Annotated in this window: 14 protein-coding genes; 3 read left to right on the top strand and 11 right to left on the bottom strand. The window is 48.9% G+C overall.

Annotation, left to right across the window (positions count from 1 at the left end; all coding sequences use genetic code 11):
• Window positions 1–119: 119 nt before the first annotated feature.
• From HP552_RS09685 to xylA, 5 genes are all read right to left on the bottom strand, one after another.
• Entirely contained in the window at window positions 120–752 is a 633-nt protein-coding gene (locus HP552_RS09685; protein ID WP_175395309.1) for a bifunctional 4-hydroxy-2-oxoglutarate aldolase/2-dehydro-3-deoxy-phosphogluconate aldolase, read from the bottom strand.
• A 197-nt stretch (window positions 753–949) separates the two neighbouring features.
• Entirely contained in the window at window positions 950–2,893 is a 1,944-nt protein-coding gene (locus HP552_RS09680) for a glycosyltransferase (RefSeq protein ID WP_246310826.1), read from the bottom strand.
• Window positions 2,894–2,912: 19 nt separating this feature from the next.
• Window positions 2,913–3,629, bottom strand: a complete 717-nt coding sequence (locus HP552_RS09675; RefSeq protein ID WP_246310825.1) for a glycosyltransferase — start codon at window positions 3,627–3,629, stop codon at window positions 2,913–2,915.
• Window positions 3,630–3,838: 209 nt separating this feature from the next.
• Window positions 3,839–5,332 carry a xylulokinase gene (gene xylB / locus HP552_RS09670; protein WP_175395307.1) on the bottom strand — a complete coding sequence of 498 codons (1,494 nt, stop codon included), beginning with the start codon at window positions 5,330–5,332 and terminating at the stop codon, window positions 3,839–3,841.
• Window positions 5,333–5,859: 527 nt separating this feature from the next.
• Window positions 5,860–7,176 carry a xylose isomerase gene (xylA, locus tag HP552_RS09665; protein WP_175395306.1) on the bottom strand — a complete coding sequence of 439 codons (1,317 nt, stop codon included), beginning with the start codon at window positions 7,174–7,176 and terminating at the stop codon, window positions 5,860–5,862.
• 199 nt (window positions 7,177–7,375) lie between these two features.
• On the opposite strand from xylA, the gene HP552_RS09660 reads away from it, so the two are divergent.
• Both HP552_RS09660 and HP552_RS09655 read left to right on the top strand, forming a co-directional pair.
• Window positions 7,376–8,542 carry an ROK family transcriptional regulator gene (locus HP552_RS09660; protein WP_175395305.1) on the top strand — a complete coding sequence of 389 codons (1,167 nt, stop codon included), beginning with the start codon at window positions 7,376–7,378 and terminating at the stop codon, window positions 8,540–8,542.
• Between the two features lie 145 nt (window positions 8,543–8,687).
• Complete coding sequence (locus HP552_RS09655) at window positions 8,688–8,885, top strand: hypothetical protein (protein WP_053779005.1); 198 nt, start codon at window positions 8,688–8,690, stop codon at window positions 8,883–8,885.
• 271 nt (window positions 8,886–9,156) lie between these two features.
• On the opposite strand, the gene HP552_RS09650 is transcribed toward HP552_RS09655, so the two are convergent.
• Both HP552_RS09650 and trxB read right to left on the bottom strand, forming a co-directional pair.
• Window positions 9,157–9,387: a glutaredoxin family protein gene (locus tag HP552_RS09650; RefSeq protein WP_095361761.1), complete on the bottom strand. Its 231-nt coding sequence runs from the start codon at window positions 9,385–9,387 to the stop codon at window positions 9,157–9,159.
• 65 nt (window positions 9,388–9,452) lie between these two features.
• Entirely contained in the window at window positions 9,453–10,394 is a 942-nt protein-coding gene (gene trxB, locus HP552_RS09645; protein WP_175395304.1) for a thioredoxin-disulfide reductase, read from the bottom strand.
• A gap of 254 nt (window positions 10,395–10,648) precedes the next feature.
• Between trxB and HP552_RS09640 the strand changes: the two genes are divergently transcribed.
• Window positions 10,649–11,380, top strand: coding sequence for a ZIP family metal transporter (locus tag HP552_RS09640; RefSeq protein WP_175395303.1), 732 nt, complete (start codon window positions 10,649–10,651; stop codon window positions 11,378–11,380).
• Window positions 11,381–11,504: 124 nt separating this feature from the next.
• Here HP552_RS09640 and HP552_RS09635 read toward each other — a convergent pair whose 3' ends face one another.
• The 4 genes from HP552_RS09635 to kduD all read right to left on the bottom strand — a co-directional run bounded on the left by HP552_RS09635 (window position 11,505) and on the right by kduD (window position 16,929).
• Window positions 11,505–13,454 (bottom strand): heavy metal translocating P-type ATPase, encoded by a 1,950-nt coding sequence (locus HP552_RS09635; RefSeq protein WP_175395302.1) that lies wholly within the window; start codon window positions 13,452–13,454, stop codon window positions 11,505–11,507.
• 298 nt (window positions 13,455–13,752) lie between these two features.
• The gene (locus HP552_RS09630; protein WP_175395301.1) at window positions 13,753–15,060 is read right to left on the bottom strand and encodes a homocysteine synthase; all 1,308 of its coding nucleotides are present in this window, start codon (window positions 15,058–15,060) and stop codon (window positions 13,753–13,755) included.
• A 235-nt stretch (window positions 15,061–15,295) separates the two neighbouring features.
• Window positions 15,296–16,141 (bottom strand): sugar phosphate isomerase/epimerase family protein, encoded by an 846-nt coding sequence (locus HP552_RS09625; RefSeq protein ID WP_175395300.1) that lies wholly within the window; start codon window positions 16,139–16,141, stop codon window positions 15,296–15,298.
• A gap of 35 nt (window positions 16,142–16,176) precedes the next feature.
• The gene (kduD, locus tag HP552_RS09620; RefSeq protein ID WP_175395299.1) at window positions 16,177–16,929 is read right to left on the bottom strand and encodes a 2-dehydro-3-deoxy-D-gluconate 5-dehydrogenase KduD; all 753 of its coding nucleotides are present in this window, start codon (window positions 16,927–16,929) and stop codon (window positions 16,177–16,179) included.
• Between the last annotated feature and the right edge of the window lie 72 nt (window positions 16,930–17,001).

Genomic DNA, 17,001 nt, shown 5'->3' with positions numbered 1-17,001 from the left:
TGCACTTCTCCTCTCCGGCCTTTGTCATACACCTATTCTACGACAATACCATTAACGCCCTGTTAAACAGCCACATCTTTTATATATACCCAAATGTACATATTGTTGATTGTGTTATCTTACCTTATGCCTCTCGCTGCTTCCACAAATGCATGTGTACATGCAGCAATCTGTTCATGATTTCCTGCCTCCAGTGCCTCTCTTGGCAAAAGTGCACTGCCAAGTCCAACTGCCGCTGCACCAGCAGCAAAATAGTCCGTAATATTGTCCAGATTAGCTCCACCCGTTGCAAGCAGTGGAATATGATTGAGTGGAGCCTTGATCTCCCGCAAATACGGCAGCCCCAGACTCGCCATCGGAAATAACTTCACCACACGTGCACCTGCTTCATGCGCAGCTACAATTTCGGTAGGCGTCATGGCTCCTGGCCAAATCTCCACCCCATGTTCTACAGCATATTCAATTACAGACAGATCGACATTGGGCGATACCAGAAATTGCGCACCCGCTGCGACGGCTTCCTTAGCCATCTCCACATTCAGGACCGTTCCTGCTCCAACATAAGCTTGTCCTTCATGCTGAGTCCGCCAGTCTCCAATAATCTCAAGCGCGCCGGGTGTATTCAGCGTCACTTCCATCAGCCGGATTCCCCCATCTGTCATGCCTTTCCCTGCTGTTATGGCAGCTTCCCGGCTAATGCCGCGAACAATGGCAACCAGCCTCGACTCCAATAGCACTTCCGTCAAATTCATTCGAGCTTCCCCTTGCTTCATAGATTCGGCAGCCGAAGACAGTATTAGTATCACCGCTTTTCCGTTAATTCATATTGTAAAACGATTCTCCACTTGTTGAAATACAAAACTAAAAAACCTCTCTTGTAATCATGGACGAATGTTGGTGGAGTTCCACCCATCCGAACCATAACTATAAAAGAGGTTTTTGCCTTGAGTTAGGCCTCCTCCAGAACACCTTCCTTTTCCATATCCTTAAAGTACTGGTCGTTGTACAACATGCTGGGGTGTGTGGGGTGATACGCCATAGCAATATCATTATGCTCCTTTGCTTTGGCGCGGTTGCCCAACCGGTCATAACATACACACAGCTGCAAATGGGGCATCCACGTCCATGCGGCTTCGTTCAGTACAACCATCGGATCTGCAGGACGCACAGCTAGGGTCGCCTGTTGATACCAGAACAGCGCCTTTCGGTAATCTCCGCGGTCCGCAAAATAACCGCCCAGGCGGCAGCAGATCTCTGCTCTCGGCAGATCATAAGCCAGGGATCTCAGCAGGGCTGAAACTTCCTGTTCAGGGCGGCCAAGTGCTGCTTCACAGTCTGCGATTTTCTGACATGCCGCAATCTGATCTTCCACCCAGCCAAGACCGGTATCCAGAAACTTCCCGTAATACGCAATAGCATCCGCATGCTGTCCATGATCTTTCAGTTCATTGCCAAAGTAATAAAGATCCCGCGGAGAGAAATGTTCTCCTGCTTCCTCCCGTTTGCGGTAAATCCTCAAGTTGCGATCCGTGTACTCCTTATCTTTCTTATGGGTCACCGCAATATCGCTATGCAGCAGATTGCCGCCAACTTCCAGATATTCATGCACTGCACCAATCCAGCGGTAATTACGATCACGACGTACCAGCCGATTCCGTCTCAGACTATAGGCCACCTTCCCTTCTGGCGTGAATGAAAGGTTATAGGCCATGGTAACGCTGTCGACAGCGGGATCCAGGTAACGTTTCAAGGCGATGAGCTTCGCCCGGTCATCCGGTTCAAACACATCGTCAGCATCCAGCCATAATATGTATTCATTGGTTGCCTGATCAAAGGCAAAGTTACGCGCGGCTGCAAAGTCGTCAATCCATTCAAAATTGATAACTCTCTCCGTGTATCTTGCAGCTATTTGGCGCGTGCCATCTGTTGAACCGGTGTCCACGATAACAATCTCATCAGCAATGCCATTCACCGAATCCAGACATCTGGCGAGGGAAACTTCTTCATTTTTTACAATCATACACAGGGTAATGCTGATCGCCTCTTCTCCTCGTCTGACCCTGCGATTATAAGCAGCTGCGCCGGGGAGTTCAGATAAGCGATAGATATGATAAGCCGGCAGGTGGGTATCCACGTATAAACGAAAACCCAGTGCCTGGGCACGTATGCAAAAATGGCGATCCTCGCCCCAGAACGATACATTGGGAATCTGATCGAAGGAAACTCCTGCTTCCAGAGCAGACTTGCGAATGAGCGTACATGCGCCAAGCCCGCCTACTTCGTAACAGCCAGGCACACGCAATTGATTCAAAAAAGCCTCCGTTTGAGTGCTCTCGTCTTCAATCTCCTTGCCCGCCTCGATCTTGCCGCCTTTGCGAAACAAGGCATACTCATCCTGCAGCCATACTTGCGGCATTTCCCTTGTGTCCGGCTGCCAGCGCGTCCAGAAAATATTCGATACAATGTCCTTTTTGGAGGAGACAAGCTGCTCCAGCGTCCGGGGATGTAGAACAAGATCCGAATCAATCAGGAAAACAGCGTCATACTTCTGGTCCAGGGCATACTGCAATATGCGATTTTTCAAACCGGCTACTCGCCAAATCTGCTCGTCACGCCAATAATGGCCTCCTTCATCCCTGTTGTATACCCCTTTTTCCTGAACGGATTCATCATCAATATCTGAAGCAAAGACGGTTCCTTCATGCTGAAGAGCAAAATCACGGAGGCTATTGGATGATGCTTCCTCTTCATTATCATCCACAAATAAATAGTCCGTCTCCACCGTCGTTCGCTCCAGCAGTTCCAGAGATTCCAGAAACTCGCGAAGCACCGCAGCTGTCTGACGAACCGGACTGGCGATCAGCACCTTTTCCTTTTGTTTTACCTTCTTCAAAATGCATGTTCCCCCTTCCCTAATCCAACCATGGCAGCAGCCTTGGATCTGTATCCAGAATGGATTCATACTGTTCTCGCCAGCCGTATCTGGCTTCCGGGTCCAGAGCCTGATAGCGCTCATATTTTCGTATACGATCCTCTTGGCGAGCCCAGCCATAATGTTTCACACGCGGAGTGTGGCACCCATAGGCAAAATGCTGAATGGTTAACGGAAAACGTCCGCAATGCTGCGGCGTTTCCTTCCATTCATAATTCCATTCAGGACGATAACGAACGAGAAATGGCCTGTAATACGCATGCGCTTGCCAGTATTGATCTTCCCGGTAGTGGGTATCACTCCACATATCAAAAAGTCTGAAATAAATGGCGTCTTCGTTCCCGCTCAGCAGCTGATTACGCAGCACACCAAAATCAGCCGTAAGAATTTCATCGGCATCCAGATTCAGAATCCATTCGGGCTCAGTAGCCACCGTTGCCTCCCATTGCTGTTTGCGCAGACTCACTTCATCGGCAAACCCAGACGCCGGGTTCTCCACCAATAGCAGTGGGATCCCCTCCAGCAGGTCTCTGCATATGGCAACCGTATCATCCGTGCTCCCATCATCAATGATGACTGCTCGATCAATCCACGGCCTGTGCGTTTGCAAAGCCTGGCTGAGATATCGATGCTCTTCATTGCGAACAATCATGGACAGCGTAATATGCGGTCTTCCATCTTCCTCTCGATCATTCAACGCCTCACCCCCGTACGTAAGCTGGCTCGAAAACCCTCTATACTCAATCTATGCTTATCTGGAATACGCTTATGTCTGACGACCCACCATTCCCTCTGATTCCCCGCTTATCGTATTTCCGAGGTTTCAATTCCTGTTGAATAAAAAACAAGAAAAGCACCCGCTTCAGCGAGTGCCTCTGTTAACTACAATTGGATTAATGTCATGAATTAACGATACTCTGCCAACCGATCATTCAGGCTGCGTGTCTGTCCATATACATCCTGATACAGGGCAAAGAGTCCATCATATACGGCTACTGTTTCCGGATTCGGTGCATAGGATTTTGCAGGACGAATGAAGGCTTCCGCACAATCCTGCAGGGATGGGAACCAGCCACAGCCATACGCTGCAAGCATCGCCGCGCCCATTGCCGGACCTTGTTCACTCTCCAGCTTCACAATAGTAGCGTTAAAGATATCTGCCTGCATTTGCAGCCAGGCTTCATTTTTGGCGCCGCCTCCGATGGAGATGACCTCATTGACCGTTTTGCCTGCACCACGCAGAATATCGATCGATTCCCGCAGGGAGAAGGTGATTCCTTCCATCACGGCCCGCCCAAAGTGCTCAAGCTTATGCCCTGCATCCATGCCGATGAAGCTGCCGCGAATATTCGCATCTGGATGAGGCGTACGCTCTCCGACAATATAAGGAGTGAACAACAATCCGTTACTGCCAGCCGGAACCTGATCAATGCCCTGCAAGAGAACATCAAACGATTTGTCCGCTGCAAACGTATCCTTAAACCAGGAGAGGCTGTACCCTGCTGCCAGAGTTACACCCATGATATAGAAGGCATCCTTTTCCCCATGGTTAAAGAAGTGCACTTTGCCTTCGAAATCGAGATCTTTGCGTTCTTCATAAGAAAGCACTACTCCGGACGTACCGATGCTGCACATCGTCTGCCCTTCACTCAGAATGCCTGCGCCAATAGCCCCGCATGCATTGTCCGCGCCGCCTGCGAATACTTTCGTTGCAGCCGCAAGACCTGTTTGATCTGCGATCTCCGGAAGCAATGTACCCACTTCTTCAAACGATTCCACGAGACGTGGACACAGCGAGATCGGCAGATCAAAAGCTTCGGCAATCTCCGTGCTCCACTGTTTGCCTGCTACATCCAGCAGCAATGTACCTGCTGCATCCGAATAATCCATCGCGTAATCCCCTGTCAGGCGATAACGAACATAGTCTTTTGGCAGAAGGAACAAGGATGCTTGCTGCAGCAGTTCCGGTTCATTCTCCTGTACCCACAGGATTTTTGGCAGCGTGAAGCCTTCAAGCGCACGATTCCGGGCAATGCTTAACAGTTTGCCATCCAGCACCTTCTCGATGCGTCGGCACTGGGCTGTTGTACGTGTATCGTTCCACAGAATGGCGTTGCGCAGCGGTTTGCCCTCGGCATTCACCAGAACGAGTCCGTGCATTTGCCCGGAGAAACTAAGCCCCTCAATCTCCGAAGGCTGTACGCCGGAAACTTCCAGCAATTTGCGCAGGGAGACAATTGTCTGCTCTACCCAGTCCTCTGGGTTTTGCTCGCTGTATCCAGCCTTTGGCTGGTGGAGCGGATATGCCTCAGATGCTTCAAATGCCACTTTTCCTTCACGGTTAACCAGTACGGTTTTGACCGCGCTTGTTCCCAGATCGACACCAATTACGTAACTCATAGGTTAACTCCTCTCGTTTATCACAGGTTATATCCACGAAAAATCCATGTATACATGAAAGTCACTCCGTGATCAGAAAACCCTCGGATCGCCGTTATCCCCGGATTTCCTTTACTCCCTTTGAAAAGGGAGAATTCCAGGGATAAGCCTATGCTTCCGAAGCCAGCTTTCTTTCAGAAAGCTTTGAGCGAACGCTACCGCTTCCTCGGGTCCTTTCTGCTCACTTCGTTCTGCCTATACCATCTTGAGACAACCATTTATATCAAAACAGTAAAAACGTACTCGTTCTTATAGTGGAAAGATTGATCCAATGACTTTGGTTCGTCATTGGTTATTAATGAGACCTTGATACGCATGTAGGTCACTCGTGCATCATTAGCTCAAGCATCAAAAAACCGCCCCCGCCTTCCCAGGGGAAAGACGGGGACGGTCCGAATGTCATGCTTGTTCAGGCGTTCCATGGTACAAGCTTGTTTACAAACAGAGGCAGATGCTAATGACCTGCCTCGTACATGTTTCTTCCGGTATTAGTCAGCCAGGATGTACTGGTTGAGTTTTGCTCTCAGCAATTCTTGACGTCCGGATTGGTTCTTGCGTGGGTTTTCGTTGTTCAACGCGTATTCTGCAAGGGAAGCCAGTGTAGCTTTACCTGCAACCACATCTGCACCAATACCTTCGCTGAAGCTGCTGTAACGTTTTTCGATGAAGTCATCGAATACACGGTCTTCGATCAATTTCGCAGCTACTTTCAGACCTTTTGCGTACGTATCCATACCTGCAATGTGAGCCAGGAACAGATCGTCTGCTTCGAAGGAACCACGGCGTACTTTGGCGTCAAAGTTCACGCCACCGCGGCCGATACCACCGTTTTTCAATACTTCGTACATCGTCAATGTAGCATCGTACATGTCCACCGGGAACTCGTCCGTATCCCAACCGATCAGCATGTCGCCTTGGTTGGCATCGAGGGAACCGAGCATGCCGTTTGTGCGGGCAACGCGGATTTCGTGGTCGAATGTGTGACCCGCCAGAGTTGCATGGTTAGCTTCCAAGTTCAGTTTGAAGTGTTTGTCCAAACCGTATTTTTGCAGGAATGCAATGGAAGTTGCTGCATCATAGTCATATTGGTGTTTGGTTGGCTCTTTTGGTTTAGGCTCGATCAGGAATTGTGCATCAAAGCCAATTTCCTTCGCGTAGTCTACAGCCATGTGGAACATGCGGGCAATGTTGTCTTGCTCCAGTTGCATGTCTGTGTTCAGCAACGTGTCGTAACCTTCACGACCGCCCCAGAATACATAGTTTTCAGCGCCCAGACGTTTACCCACTTCCAGGCCTTTCTTGATTTGTGCTGCTGCATGCGCATACACATCAGCGTTGCATGTGGAAGCTGCACCAAACATGAAGCGCGGGTTGGAGAACATGTTCGCCGTGTTCCAGAGCAGTTTTTTGCCGCTGGATTTCATGTGGTCTTCGATCAGATCAACGATCGTATCGATGTTGCTGTAGAACTCACGCAGGCTGTTGCCTTCTGGTGCGATGTCCACATCGTGGAAACAGAAGAACGGAAGATTCATTTTTTCCAAAAATTCAAAAGCCGCTTCCACGCGTACTTTCGCGAGGTCCAGACCGGAGTATTTATCCCAAGAACGAACAGCTGTCTCCGCACCGAACGGGTCACTGCCGCCTGCAGTTAATGTATGCCAGTAAGCCATGCCGAAACGGAAGTGCTCTTCCATCGTTTTGCCAGCAACAACTTCTTCCGGATTATAATGTTTGAATGAAAAAGGGTTGGTGGAGTCTTTGCCTTCAAACGCGATTTTATTAACGGATTCAAAATAGGCCATGTAAAATGCCTCCTCAATAGTTTTAAAGAAATCGTTTACACCGTTATCCTAACACATCGCTTATACTTTGTCTATTGGTTAAACAAAGTAAAATAAAATTGTTTTTTCCGGGGTTGTTTACGCTATAATAGTCGAATAGCTTCGGCACGGGATGAATGATTGAACCCTTTTATATACAGAATAGGAGTGCCTGATTCTTATGAAAATTACCGGAGACCAGATGCTGGTCAAAAAAATAAACAAGTCCATTGTCCTGGATACCATTCGCCGTCATGCCCCCCTTTCCCGCGCGCGGGTATCCGAGATTACGGGACTCAACAAAGCAACCGTATCCAACCTTGTTGCCGATCTGATCAGCGATGAGCTTGTACAGGAAATTGGTCCGGGGGAGTCCAGTGGCGGTCGCAAACCGCTCATGCTGCTGTTTCGGGGAACGGCTGGATATGCGGTTGGTCTGGAGCTCAGCGTAAAGCACCTGAAGGGTGTTCTTACCGATCTGGAAGGCCATATTATAACGGAGTACGCCAAGAAGCTGGAGCAGCACGATGTCCCTTCCGTATTAACACAGTTGAAACTTGCAGCTGAACATCTGATTCAATCTGCCCCCCCTTCCCCGCATGGTGTGATTGGCATTGGCGTCGGAGTGCCTGGAATGGTGGATGAGGCAGGTACGGTCCTGTTTGCACCCAACCTGGGTTGGGAAAAGGTCGCTCTGCGCTCCATGCTGGAGGAGGCGTTCGAGCTTCCTGTTACGATTGACAACGAGGCCAATGCAGGGGCTCATGGGGAATTGAACTTTGGCAGCGGAATCGGTGTACGTCACCTGATCTACATCAGTGCAGGTATGGGGATTGGATCAGGAATTATGGTGGATGGTGAATTGTACAAAGGCGCCTGGGGCTACGCGGGCGAGACAGGACATATGTCGATTGAAGCGGAAGGCAGACCTTGTTCCTGCGGCAATCACGGCTGTTGGGAGCTGTATGCTTCCGAGAAAGCCTATGAGTACCCTGACCACCAGCTTCGTTTGCCTGCCCACACGACCCGGGAGCTGGTAGAATATGCACAACAAGGACATGAAGCCGTACTGGAACTGTACGAGAACATTGGCCGCAAACTTGGCGTGGGCATCACGAATATCGTCAACAGCTTCAATCCTGAGCGCATCATTATTGGCGGGCCACTCTCGGAAGCAGGTCCATGGATTGAGACGACTCTCCAACAAGTGGTCGAAGAACGAACCCTGCCCTATCACCGTCGCAGTTTACAGATTGAATGGGCCGCGCTGGGCAGCCGTTCTACACGCATTGGTGCCGCTTACTCGGCCATTTCCCAGTTTTTAGGTAAAATACGAGTTTCCGTCTAATAACCGATGAAAATTGACATCATTTCGCCCCATTTCCTCCCTTTTTGTTAAAGAAATCCAGAGTTATAATGGGGATATGTGATTTTTGTCATGGCGGACTGACTGCCGCTGTGTTAATTCCTATAACGAAACGGAGTGAAAACCCGTGACCTACGTGGATACTTCAGATATCTCGGCGCAAATGTTTGTCACCGTACTCCTGTTCTTGATCGTGCTTGCGCCGCTGTTCAGCCTCGGCATACTTCGTTTGTTTCAGAGCAAAAAGAAGGCTGGCTTCATGTATATGCTGTCAGGCGTATTGGTGTATGTTGTTTTTCAGACGTTTATGAGCATCTTTTTTTAGATGGAATAACTGGATTAAAAGATGAATCCCCTTCCGCAGTGAATCTTAGAGCTCTTGTTACCATGTGCTCTGGGTTACTACGTAAGGGGATTTTTCATGTCATCTATTTTCAATTATCATGCTTAACTGGTGTTGATGAAACGGGTTAATTCCAAGCAAAGAAGCCTCAGTCCTGTTCTGGACTAAGGCTTCCTTTATATTATATATTCAAACGGCTCGCGCGAACCGGAATAGCTGAATGCAGCTTGATTGAATCCCTGTAATTGGATAATTAAGCGTCCAGCGCTTTTGCGAATTGCGTTTTGTTCATACCGAGGATGCGGTGTTCACCAATAACGGTCAGAGGTACTGCACGTACGCCCATATCCCATACTTGTTGTGCGAACTCGTCACTTGTCTCGATGTTGCGCTCTTCGTAAGAGATTCCTTTTTCCGCCAGGAAAGTCTTAACTGATTTGCAGTTCGGGCAGTTGGTCGATGTGTATACAATTACATTTTCCATTATTCATTCACCTCATATAGTTTATATATAGTATAACGATTATTTAACCATTTAAACGAGTTACCTTACAGTGCTACTGCGCTATGCTCCAGGCTCTCGATGAATTTCTCTGCATCCATTGCAGCCATACATCCGCTGCCTGCTGCTGTAATCGCTTGTTTGTATCGAGTATCCTGAACGTCTCCACAAGCGAATACACCTGGAATATTCGTTTCGGAAGTACCTGGTGTGGTCATAATATACCCATGTTCATCCGTTGTAATCTGTCCACCGAGGAAACCTGTGTTTGGTGTGTGACCGATCGCTACGAATACACCGCTAGCCGGAATGATTTCTTCTTCACCTGTTGCGTTGTTCAACACTTTCAGTCCGGTTACCCCATTGTCGCCAGCAATGACTTCGATCGGTGTACGGTTCAGTGCCATTTCCACTTTTTCGTTGCTGCGTGCACGATCTTGCATGATTTTGGAACCGCGCAGTTCTTCACGACGGTGTACCAGGGTTACTTTGGAACCGAAACGGGACAGGAAACTTGCTTCTTCCAATGCAGAGTCGCCACCGCCGATGACGATGATCTCTTTGTTGCGGAAGAAGAATCCGTCACATGTTGCACAAGTGCTGACACCGCGGCCCACGTTAGTTTCTTCTCCAGGAATACCAAGGTACTTGGCAGATGCACCAGTAGACAGGATCAATGTTTCCGATACCAGTTCACCCATGCCTTCAACCTGGATTTTGAACGGACGCTCACTCATATCGATGTTGTTTACCCAGCCTGTGCGGAATTCTGCGCCAAAGCGTTCCGCTTGTTTACGCATGTTGTCCATGAGTTCAGGACCCATGATACCATCAGGAAAACCTGGGAAGTTCTCCACTTCAGTTGTTGTTGTCAGTTGACCACCAGGTTGTGGTCCTTCAATAACGAGTGGGTTAAGGTTGGCACGAGCCAGATAGATTGCTGCTGTCAGCCCTGCAGGGCCAGTTCCGATAATAATGGATTTATACATGTATAGTTCCTCCCCCGAGTTCTGCAAAAAGGTCCGGCCTATCGGCATCAAAAGCAAACGCCTTTGCATACACTAAATCGATAAGCCTAAATCATGTCCACAAGACCTGCCCGATATGACAATAGCCCTATGCAGAATTGGAATTCTAATTTATAATCATTCTAATCTGTTGTTCATTATGATCTCTTTTATGTACGGTGTCAATGCTCGGCAGCGATTATGAAGAAGTCTTCATCAGGAGGGAAAATGGAAGCATGAACGATGCAATCATTGGCAGCTTTATCTCAGCCATGTCTACTGGCCTTGGGGCCGTACCTATTCTATTTATGCGCAAAGTGACCCACCGTCTGCGCGATATCTTACTTGCTTATGCAGCAGGCATCATGACCTCAGCTTCGGTGTACAATCTCATTCCCGAAGCGCTGGGACAGTCAAACCTGTTCGTACTTGCCTTTGGTATTATGCTCGGCAGCATGGTCTTGCTGGTACTCGAGATGAAAATTCCCCATGTGGATCTTGAAAATCCGGAGAAGATGCCTTTCAAAATTGAAGCCAAAGCCTTTATGATTATTGCAGCCATCACCATGCATAACCTGCCTGAAGGGTTATCCGTAGGCGTCAGTTATGCCAGTACCGATGCCAGCTTAGGCAATCTTATTGCCTTTTCCATTGGGCTGCAGAACGCACCCGAGGGATTCCTGGTCGCTCTCTTTCTCGTGAATCAGAACATCGGCCGCTTCAAGGCACTTGGTATTGCTACCCTGACAGGCGCGGTTGAAATTATCACAGCCATGATTGGTTATACGCTCAGCAGTCTAGTGGCTGGCCTCGTACCCTATGGGCTCGCGTTTGCGGCGGGTGCAATGATGTTCATTGTTTATAAAGAGCTCATACCCGAAAGTCACGGGGACGGCAACGCACGTGTGGCTACCGTTTCATTTTTGCTTGGACTGATCACCATGATCGGTTTGACTGAACTATTCTAAGCAAGCCCTCTTTTTTAGAAAATGAATGTACACCGAAAAGAACCTGAGGACAGATCAACTCTGCCCTTCCTGTTCTTTTTTTGGTCACAAATGAAGATTCCATGAAATTACTGGGATAGACTCATTAACGCAACAATCTTAGACCATTCAGAATAACCAGAATTGTACTGCCTTCATGGCCAACAACCCCTAGTGGCAATGCCACACCTTGCAAAAAGTTTCCTGCAACCAGAGCCGTTATAACCGTAATGGCAAAAAACATATTCTGCTTCACGGTCCGTTGAGCCCTGCGTGCCTGCCCAATGGCCCAAGCAATTTCTTCGATATTATCATTCATCAGTACCACATCTGCCACTTCCAGCGCTGTACCGCTGCCCGACATGCCCATTCCCATGCCCACGGTAGCCGCAGCAAGTGCAGGTGCATCATTGACGCCATCACCAACCATGAGCACCTGCCCATATTGTTTACGCAATGCCTGTACCTGCTTCACTTTGTCTTCAGGCAGCAAACCGGCGTAGACGAGGCTTACTCCTGTTTCTTGTGCAATCACGGCTGCCGGCTTCGCTCGGTCACCTGTCAGCATGGCCACTTTCACGCCCAGATCTTCCAGCTTCTTCACCGCCGCTGCGGCCTGCGGCCGAACCGTATCCCGCATGGCAATTAGGCCAGCGAATTCACCATCAGCCATGACAACAGATACCGTTTTGCCTTCACTTTCAAGACGGGCATGTTCCGCATCCCAAGTTGAATTGGTACCTGAATGCATGTCGTTTGTTTTACCAATACTCCAGAGAACACCGTGCACGTTCCCTTCAATTCCCCAGCCCGTTAGTGTTTGTACCTGCTCGGCATCTTGAATTGCAAGGCCTTCACGAGCTGCCTGATCGACAATGGCACGAGCCAGCGGATGCATGGAGAGATTTTCAATCGCTGCAACTGCAGACAGTAGTTTTGCCCGATCTATGCCTGCCGCCGTTAAAATATCTGTGACTTGGGGTGTGCCCATGGTCAATGTTCCTGTTTTATCAAAAGCCACCACCCGGGTCTGAGCCATGTTCTCCACATGGGCACCACCCTTGAACAGTATGCCACGACGAGCACTGCTGGACATTGCGGACAGCATGACCGGCATGATCGAAGAAACCAGCGCACAAGGCGAAGCCACAACAAGAAAGACCATCGCCTTATAAAAGGCTTCACTCCAAGTCCATCCAAACAATAGGGGAGTTCCTGCGATAACGAGCACAGTCCCACCCACAACTATCCGTGCGTAGATCCCTTCGAATCGCTCAATAAAGCGCTGGGAGTCCGGTACTTCGGCCTGTGCCTCTTCCACTAATTTTATGATTTTGCCAAACAGTGAACCTTCAGCCGATTTGGTTACCTCTACGTACAAAGCGCCCTCCCCGTTTACTGTGCCTGCATACACTTCATCACCTTCAGCTTTATCCACAGGCAGGGATTCTCCTGTAATGGAGGCCTGATTGATGAATGAACTCCCGCGGTACACGATGCCGTCAGCCGGAATTAACTCGCCCGGTTTAACCAGAAGCAGATCGCCAGGTACCAGTTCATCGATGGCGACAAGATTCATCTTTCCATCCTCAATGCGCAGTGCCGTCTCCGGCTTGAGTGCCAGCAGCGATGATATATCCTTATGACTCCGTTCGGTAGCATAACTTTCCAGTGCACCACTTAATGCAAAAATAAAGATCAGCATCGCACCTTCATTCCAATATCCGATGGCTGCTGCACCCAGTGATGCGGCGATCATTAGCAGATTCACATCCAGGTCACGGTCCTTGACCAGTGTCTCGATGCCCTCTTTCGCCTTGGTCCATCCCCCCAGTGCATAAGACACGATGTACAGCATGACAGATAATGTGTTGAAATACGGTGACGTTCCCCATGCAATAAGCATTAATAATCCACTGCCGAGGGCTGCCTGCATCTCCTTATTCCGGAGCATGGCCCGGAAGTTCGGTCTGCGTCCACGGTTTGGATTAGGGGAATGTACGGAGCGCTGTTCCGCTTTTGCCTGGGTTTGTAAAGGTTGATGTATCGCTTGCATGTGAATCACAATCCTTTCTCGTTTCATGGAAATAACATTGGTGTCGTATTGAGAATGAGAGCCATTGTTAATGCCCTAAAAATGACACATGCTGCTGCGGGAATCCCGCAGCAGCATGGTTTTTGAATGAGAATGATAATCATTTTTGTACTTATGCAATTATGTTTACTCAATACAACTTTGGCTTTATTATATGCCTCGGCCTGACGTTTGTAAATGGGCATTTTCCAATCGGTCGATAGAACGATAAAAAAACCGCCTGTCCCGGAGGACGGCGGCTGTTGCAATATTTATTTGATTACACGCTAACACTTGCTCCCTGACTTGCCTTGATGGCTTGTTCCAGATCATACAAAATATCCTGAATATTCTCCGTACCCACAGACAAACGAATCAGTTCAGGATTAACCCCTGCGGCTGTCTGCTCTTCTTCTGTCAGCTGCTGGTGCGTTGTACTTGCCGGGTGAATAATCAGTGACTTGGAGTCACCCACATTCGCCAGGTGAGAGAACAGTTTTACACTTTCGATGAGTTTGCGCCCTGCATCTACGCCGCCTTTAATCCCAAAGGTCAGGATTGCACCCTGCCCTCTAGGCAGATACTTCTGTGCGAGTTCATATGAGGCATGGCTCGGTAGACCCGCGTAGCTAACCCACAGAACGTCCTCGTGTTTCTCCAGATATTCCGCAACAGCCAGTGCATTGCTGCTATGACGTTCCACTCGCAAATGAAGCGTCTCCAATCCTTGCAGCAGCAGCCATGAATTAAATGGTGAGATGGTTGCGCCCAAATCGCGCAGCAGTTGTACCCGGGCTTTGATAATATACGCAATTGGGCCAACGGCTTCGGTGTATACCACACCATGGTAAGAGGCATCCGGTTCGGTCAGACCCGGGAACTTGCCACTTGCTTTCCAATCGAATTTTCCACTATCGACAATCACGCCTCCAATGGATGTACCGTGACCGCCAATAAATTTCGTCGCCGAGTGAACCACAATATCCGCTCCATGTTCAATGGGACGAAGCAAGTACGGGCTCGGGAAGGTATTATCCACGATCAGAGGAATGCCATGCTCATGAGCGATTGCTGCCACGGCTTCAATGTCCAGGACATTGCCCTGTGGATTCCCGATTGTTTCCGCATATAGTGCTTTCGTTTTCTCTGTAATGGCCGCCCGGAAATTTTCCGGATCACTGGAATCAACGAATTTTACATCAAGGCCCAGTTTCGGCAGTGTTGTCGAGAACAAGTTATACGTACCACCATACAAGCTCGCTGAGGATACAATCTCATCCCCTGCACCTGCAATATTGAGGAGAGAAAACGTGATGGCTGCCTGACCGGAAGCTGTAGCCAGTGCCCCTGCTCCTCCTTCCAACGCCGCAATACGTTGTTCAAATACATCGGTTGTCGGATTCATCAGACGGGTATAGATGTTGCCAAACTCTTTCAAACCAAACAGATTGGCAGCATGTTCCGTGTCCTTAAAACCATAGGATGTGGTCTGGTACAAAGGTACAGCACGTGCATGGGTTGTCGGATCAATCTCCTGGCCAGCATGAATTGCCAATGTTTCAAATGAAAGCTCACGTTCGTTTGACATAAATCTGAATCCTCCCTTGGCTTATACGTTTCAAGATCCTGATGTCCTCACATGGTGGCGTATGTTTTCCATATTCTCTCACAAGATGTCGTGTTTGAAAAGAGTTATTTCCGATTTATCCGATATGAAATATTTTATATGATTGATTCACAAGCTCATACCAAAAAACCTTTGCGAGGGCAAAGGTTTCCTGGCTATATAAATACTGCAATATCAGCTTATCCTGAGCCTATCCCTATACCCGCACACCATTCCATAGTTCACGCAAATGTTTGGCCGCAGGCACAGCTTCTTCCGCCGTTACGCCCTCAAGTGAAATATCGATATGCGGCTTATAGGTTTTTAACAACTCAAAAAATAACGGGTAATCCAATATGCCTGCCCCTGGCACGGGATTTATCTTCTCGCCCTGTGCATTGAAGGCCACATCCTTCGCATGAATGACAATGATTCGCTGGTATAGGCTCTCCATCACATCACGCAGGAAAGCTCCTTGCTCAGCGATATGGGGCTGCTTGATCAAATTGCATGGATCAAACAGCATGCCCAGATTGGAGGACGGAATCTCCTCAAACAAACGGGTCATATGTTCACGTGTATGAAGTGTATGTGTAGATACAGGCTCAATGGCCGCATGCACGCCCCATTTTTCAGCTTCTTCCGTGATTTCCTCCAACGTTTCCCGCAGCACTGTCCATGCTTTTTCTTCATACCCATCAGGATGAGTGGCTTGGTATGTGTCCAATCCTCCCGTTTCCGTCGCTACCATGCTGCAACCGAAATCCCTGGCATAACGCAGATGTTCCTTGAAGCGCTCAATATCTGCACGTCTTCGTGCAGCATCCGGATCGATCGGGTTAATATAGCAGCCCAGTACAGCAATCTTGACCCCGCGCCTTGCAAATTGATCCCCGATTTCATTCGCCAGTCCGGGGCTCAGTTTGCCATTGGCCGAGTCCACGTCCGATAAGGCTTTGGCAAGCGCCAGCTGGACTGAATTGAATCCGTGATCTGCAACCGTTTGCGCCAGCTGCGCTGTAGGCTGCTGGCCAAACGTATGTGCCAGAATACCAAGTTTCATGTCACTGCCTCCTTAGCATTTGATAGCAGAACAGATTAACGAGCCATCCAGCCGCCATCCACATTCAGTACATGACCATTCAAATAGTCCGAAGCCGCTGATGCAAGAAAAACTACTGGACCTTTCAGATCTTCAGGGGTTCCCCATCGTCCTGCCGGAATGCGTGCTGTAATATCCCGATAACGGTTTTCATCCGCACGAATCTGAGTCGTATTATCCGTCTCCATGTAACCTGGTGCAATACCGTTAATTTGTACACCCTTGCCTGCCCACTCATTGGCAAGTGCTTTGGTTAACCCTGCAACGCCATGTTTACTGGCCGTATAACCTGGTACATTTATGCCGCCCTGATAGGACAGCATGGATGCGATATTGATAATTTTGCCGCTGCCGCGTTCAATCATATGTCTGCCCGCCAGCTGGCTTAGGAAAAATACCGTGTTCAGGTTAAGACCAATGACATCGTGCCAGTCCTGTTGTCCGTGGTCAGCGGCAGGCGTGCGGCGAATGATCCCGGCATTGTTAACGAGAATATCAATTCTCCCCTGAAAAGCTAACGCCTTTTCAAATACCGCTGGCAATTCATCTTCACGACTTAAATCGGCTTCAATGATATATGCTTTGCGCCCGAGAGCTTCGATGGCACTTGCTGTTTCCGAAGGCTTTGAATAGGAAACGAGTACCACATCGGCCCCGGCTTCGGCCAGGCCAATAGCCATTCCCTGTCCCAAACCGCCGGACGTACCGGTGACAAGAGCAACTTGTCCGCTTAGATCAAATGGATTCATGAATGATTCCTCCGCATGTTATGAGATGCAAACCTATGAGTGGTGCAAATCAACTTCTTTTGCTTATGCTTA

Source organism: Paenibacillus xylanilyticus (assembly GCF_013359935.1).
GTDB classification, from domain to species: Bacteria; Bacillota; Bacilli; order Paenibacillales; family Paenibacillaceae; genus Paenibacillus; species Paenibacillus xylanilyticus.
Note: the sequence above shows the minus strand (reverse complement) of the source record. Positions and strands in the feature narration are given on the sequence as shown.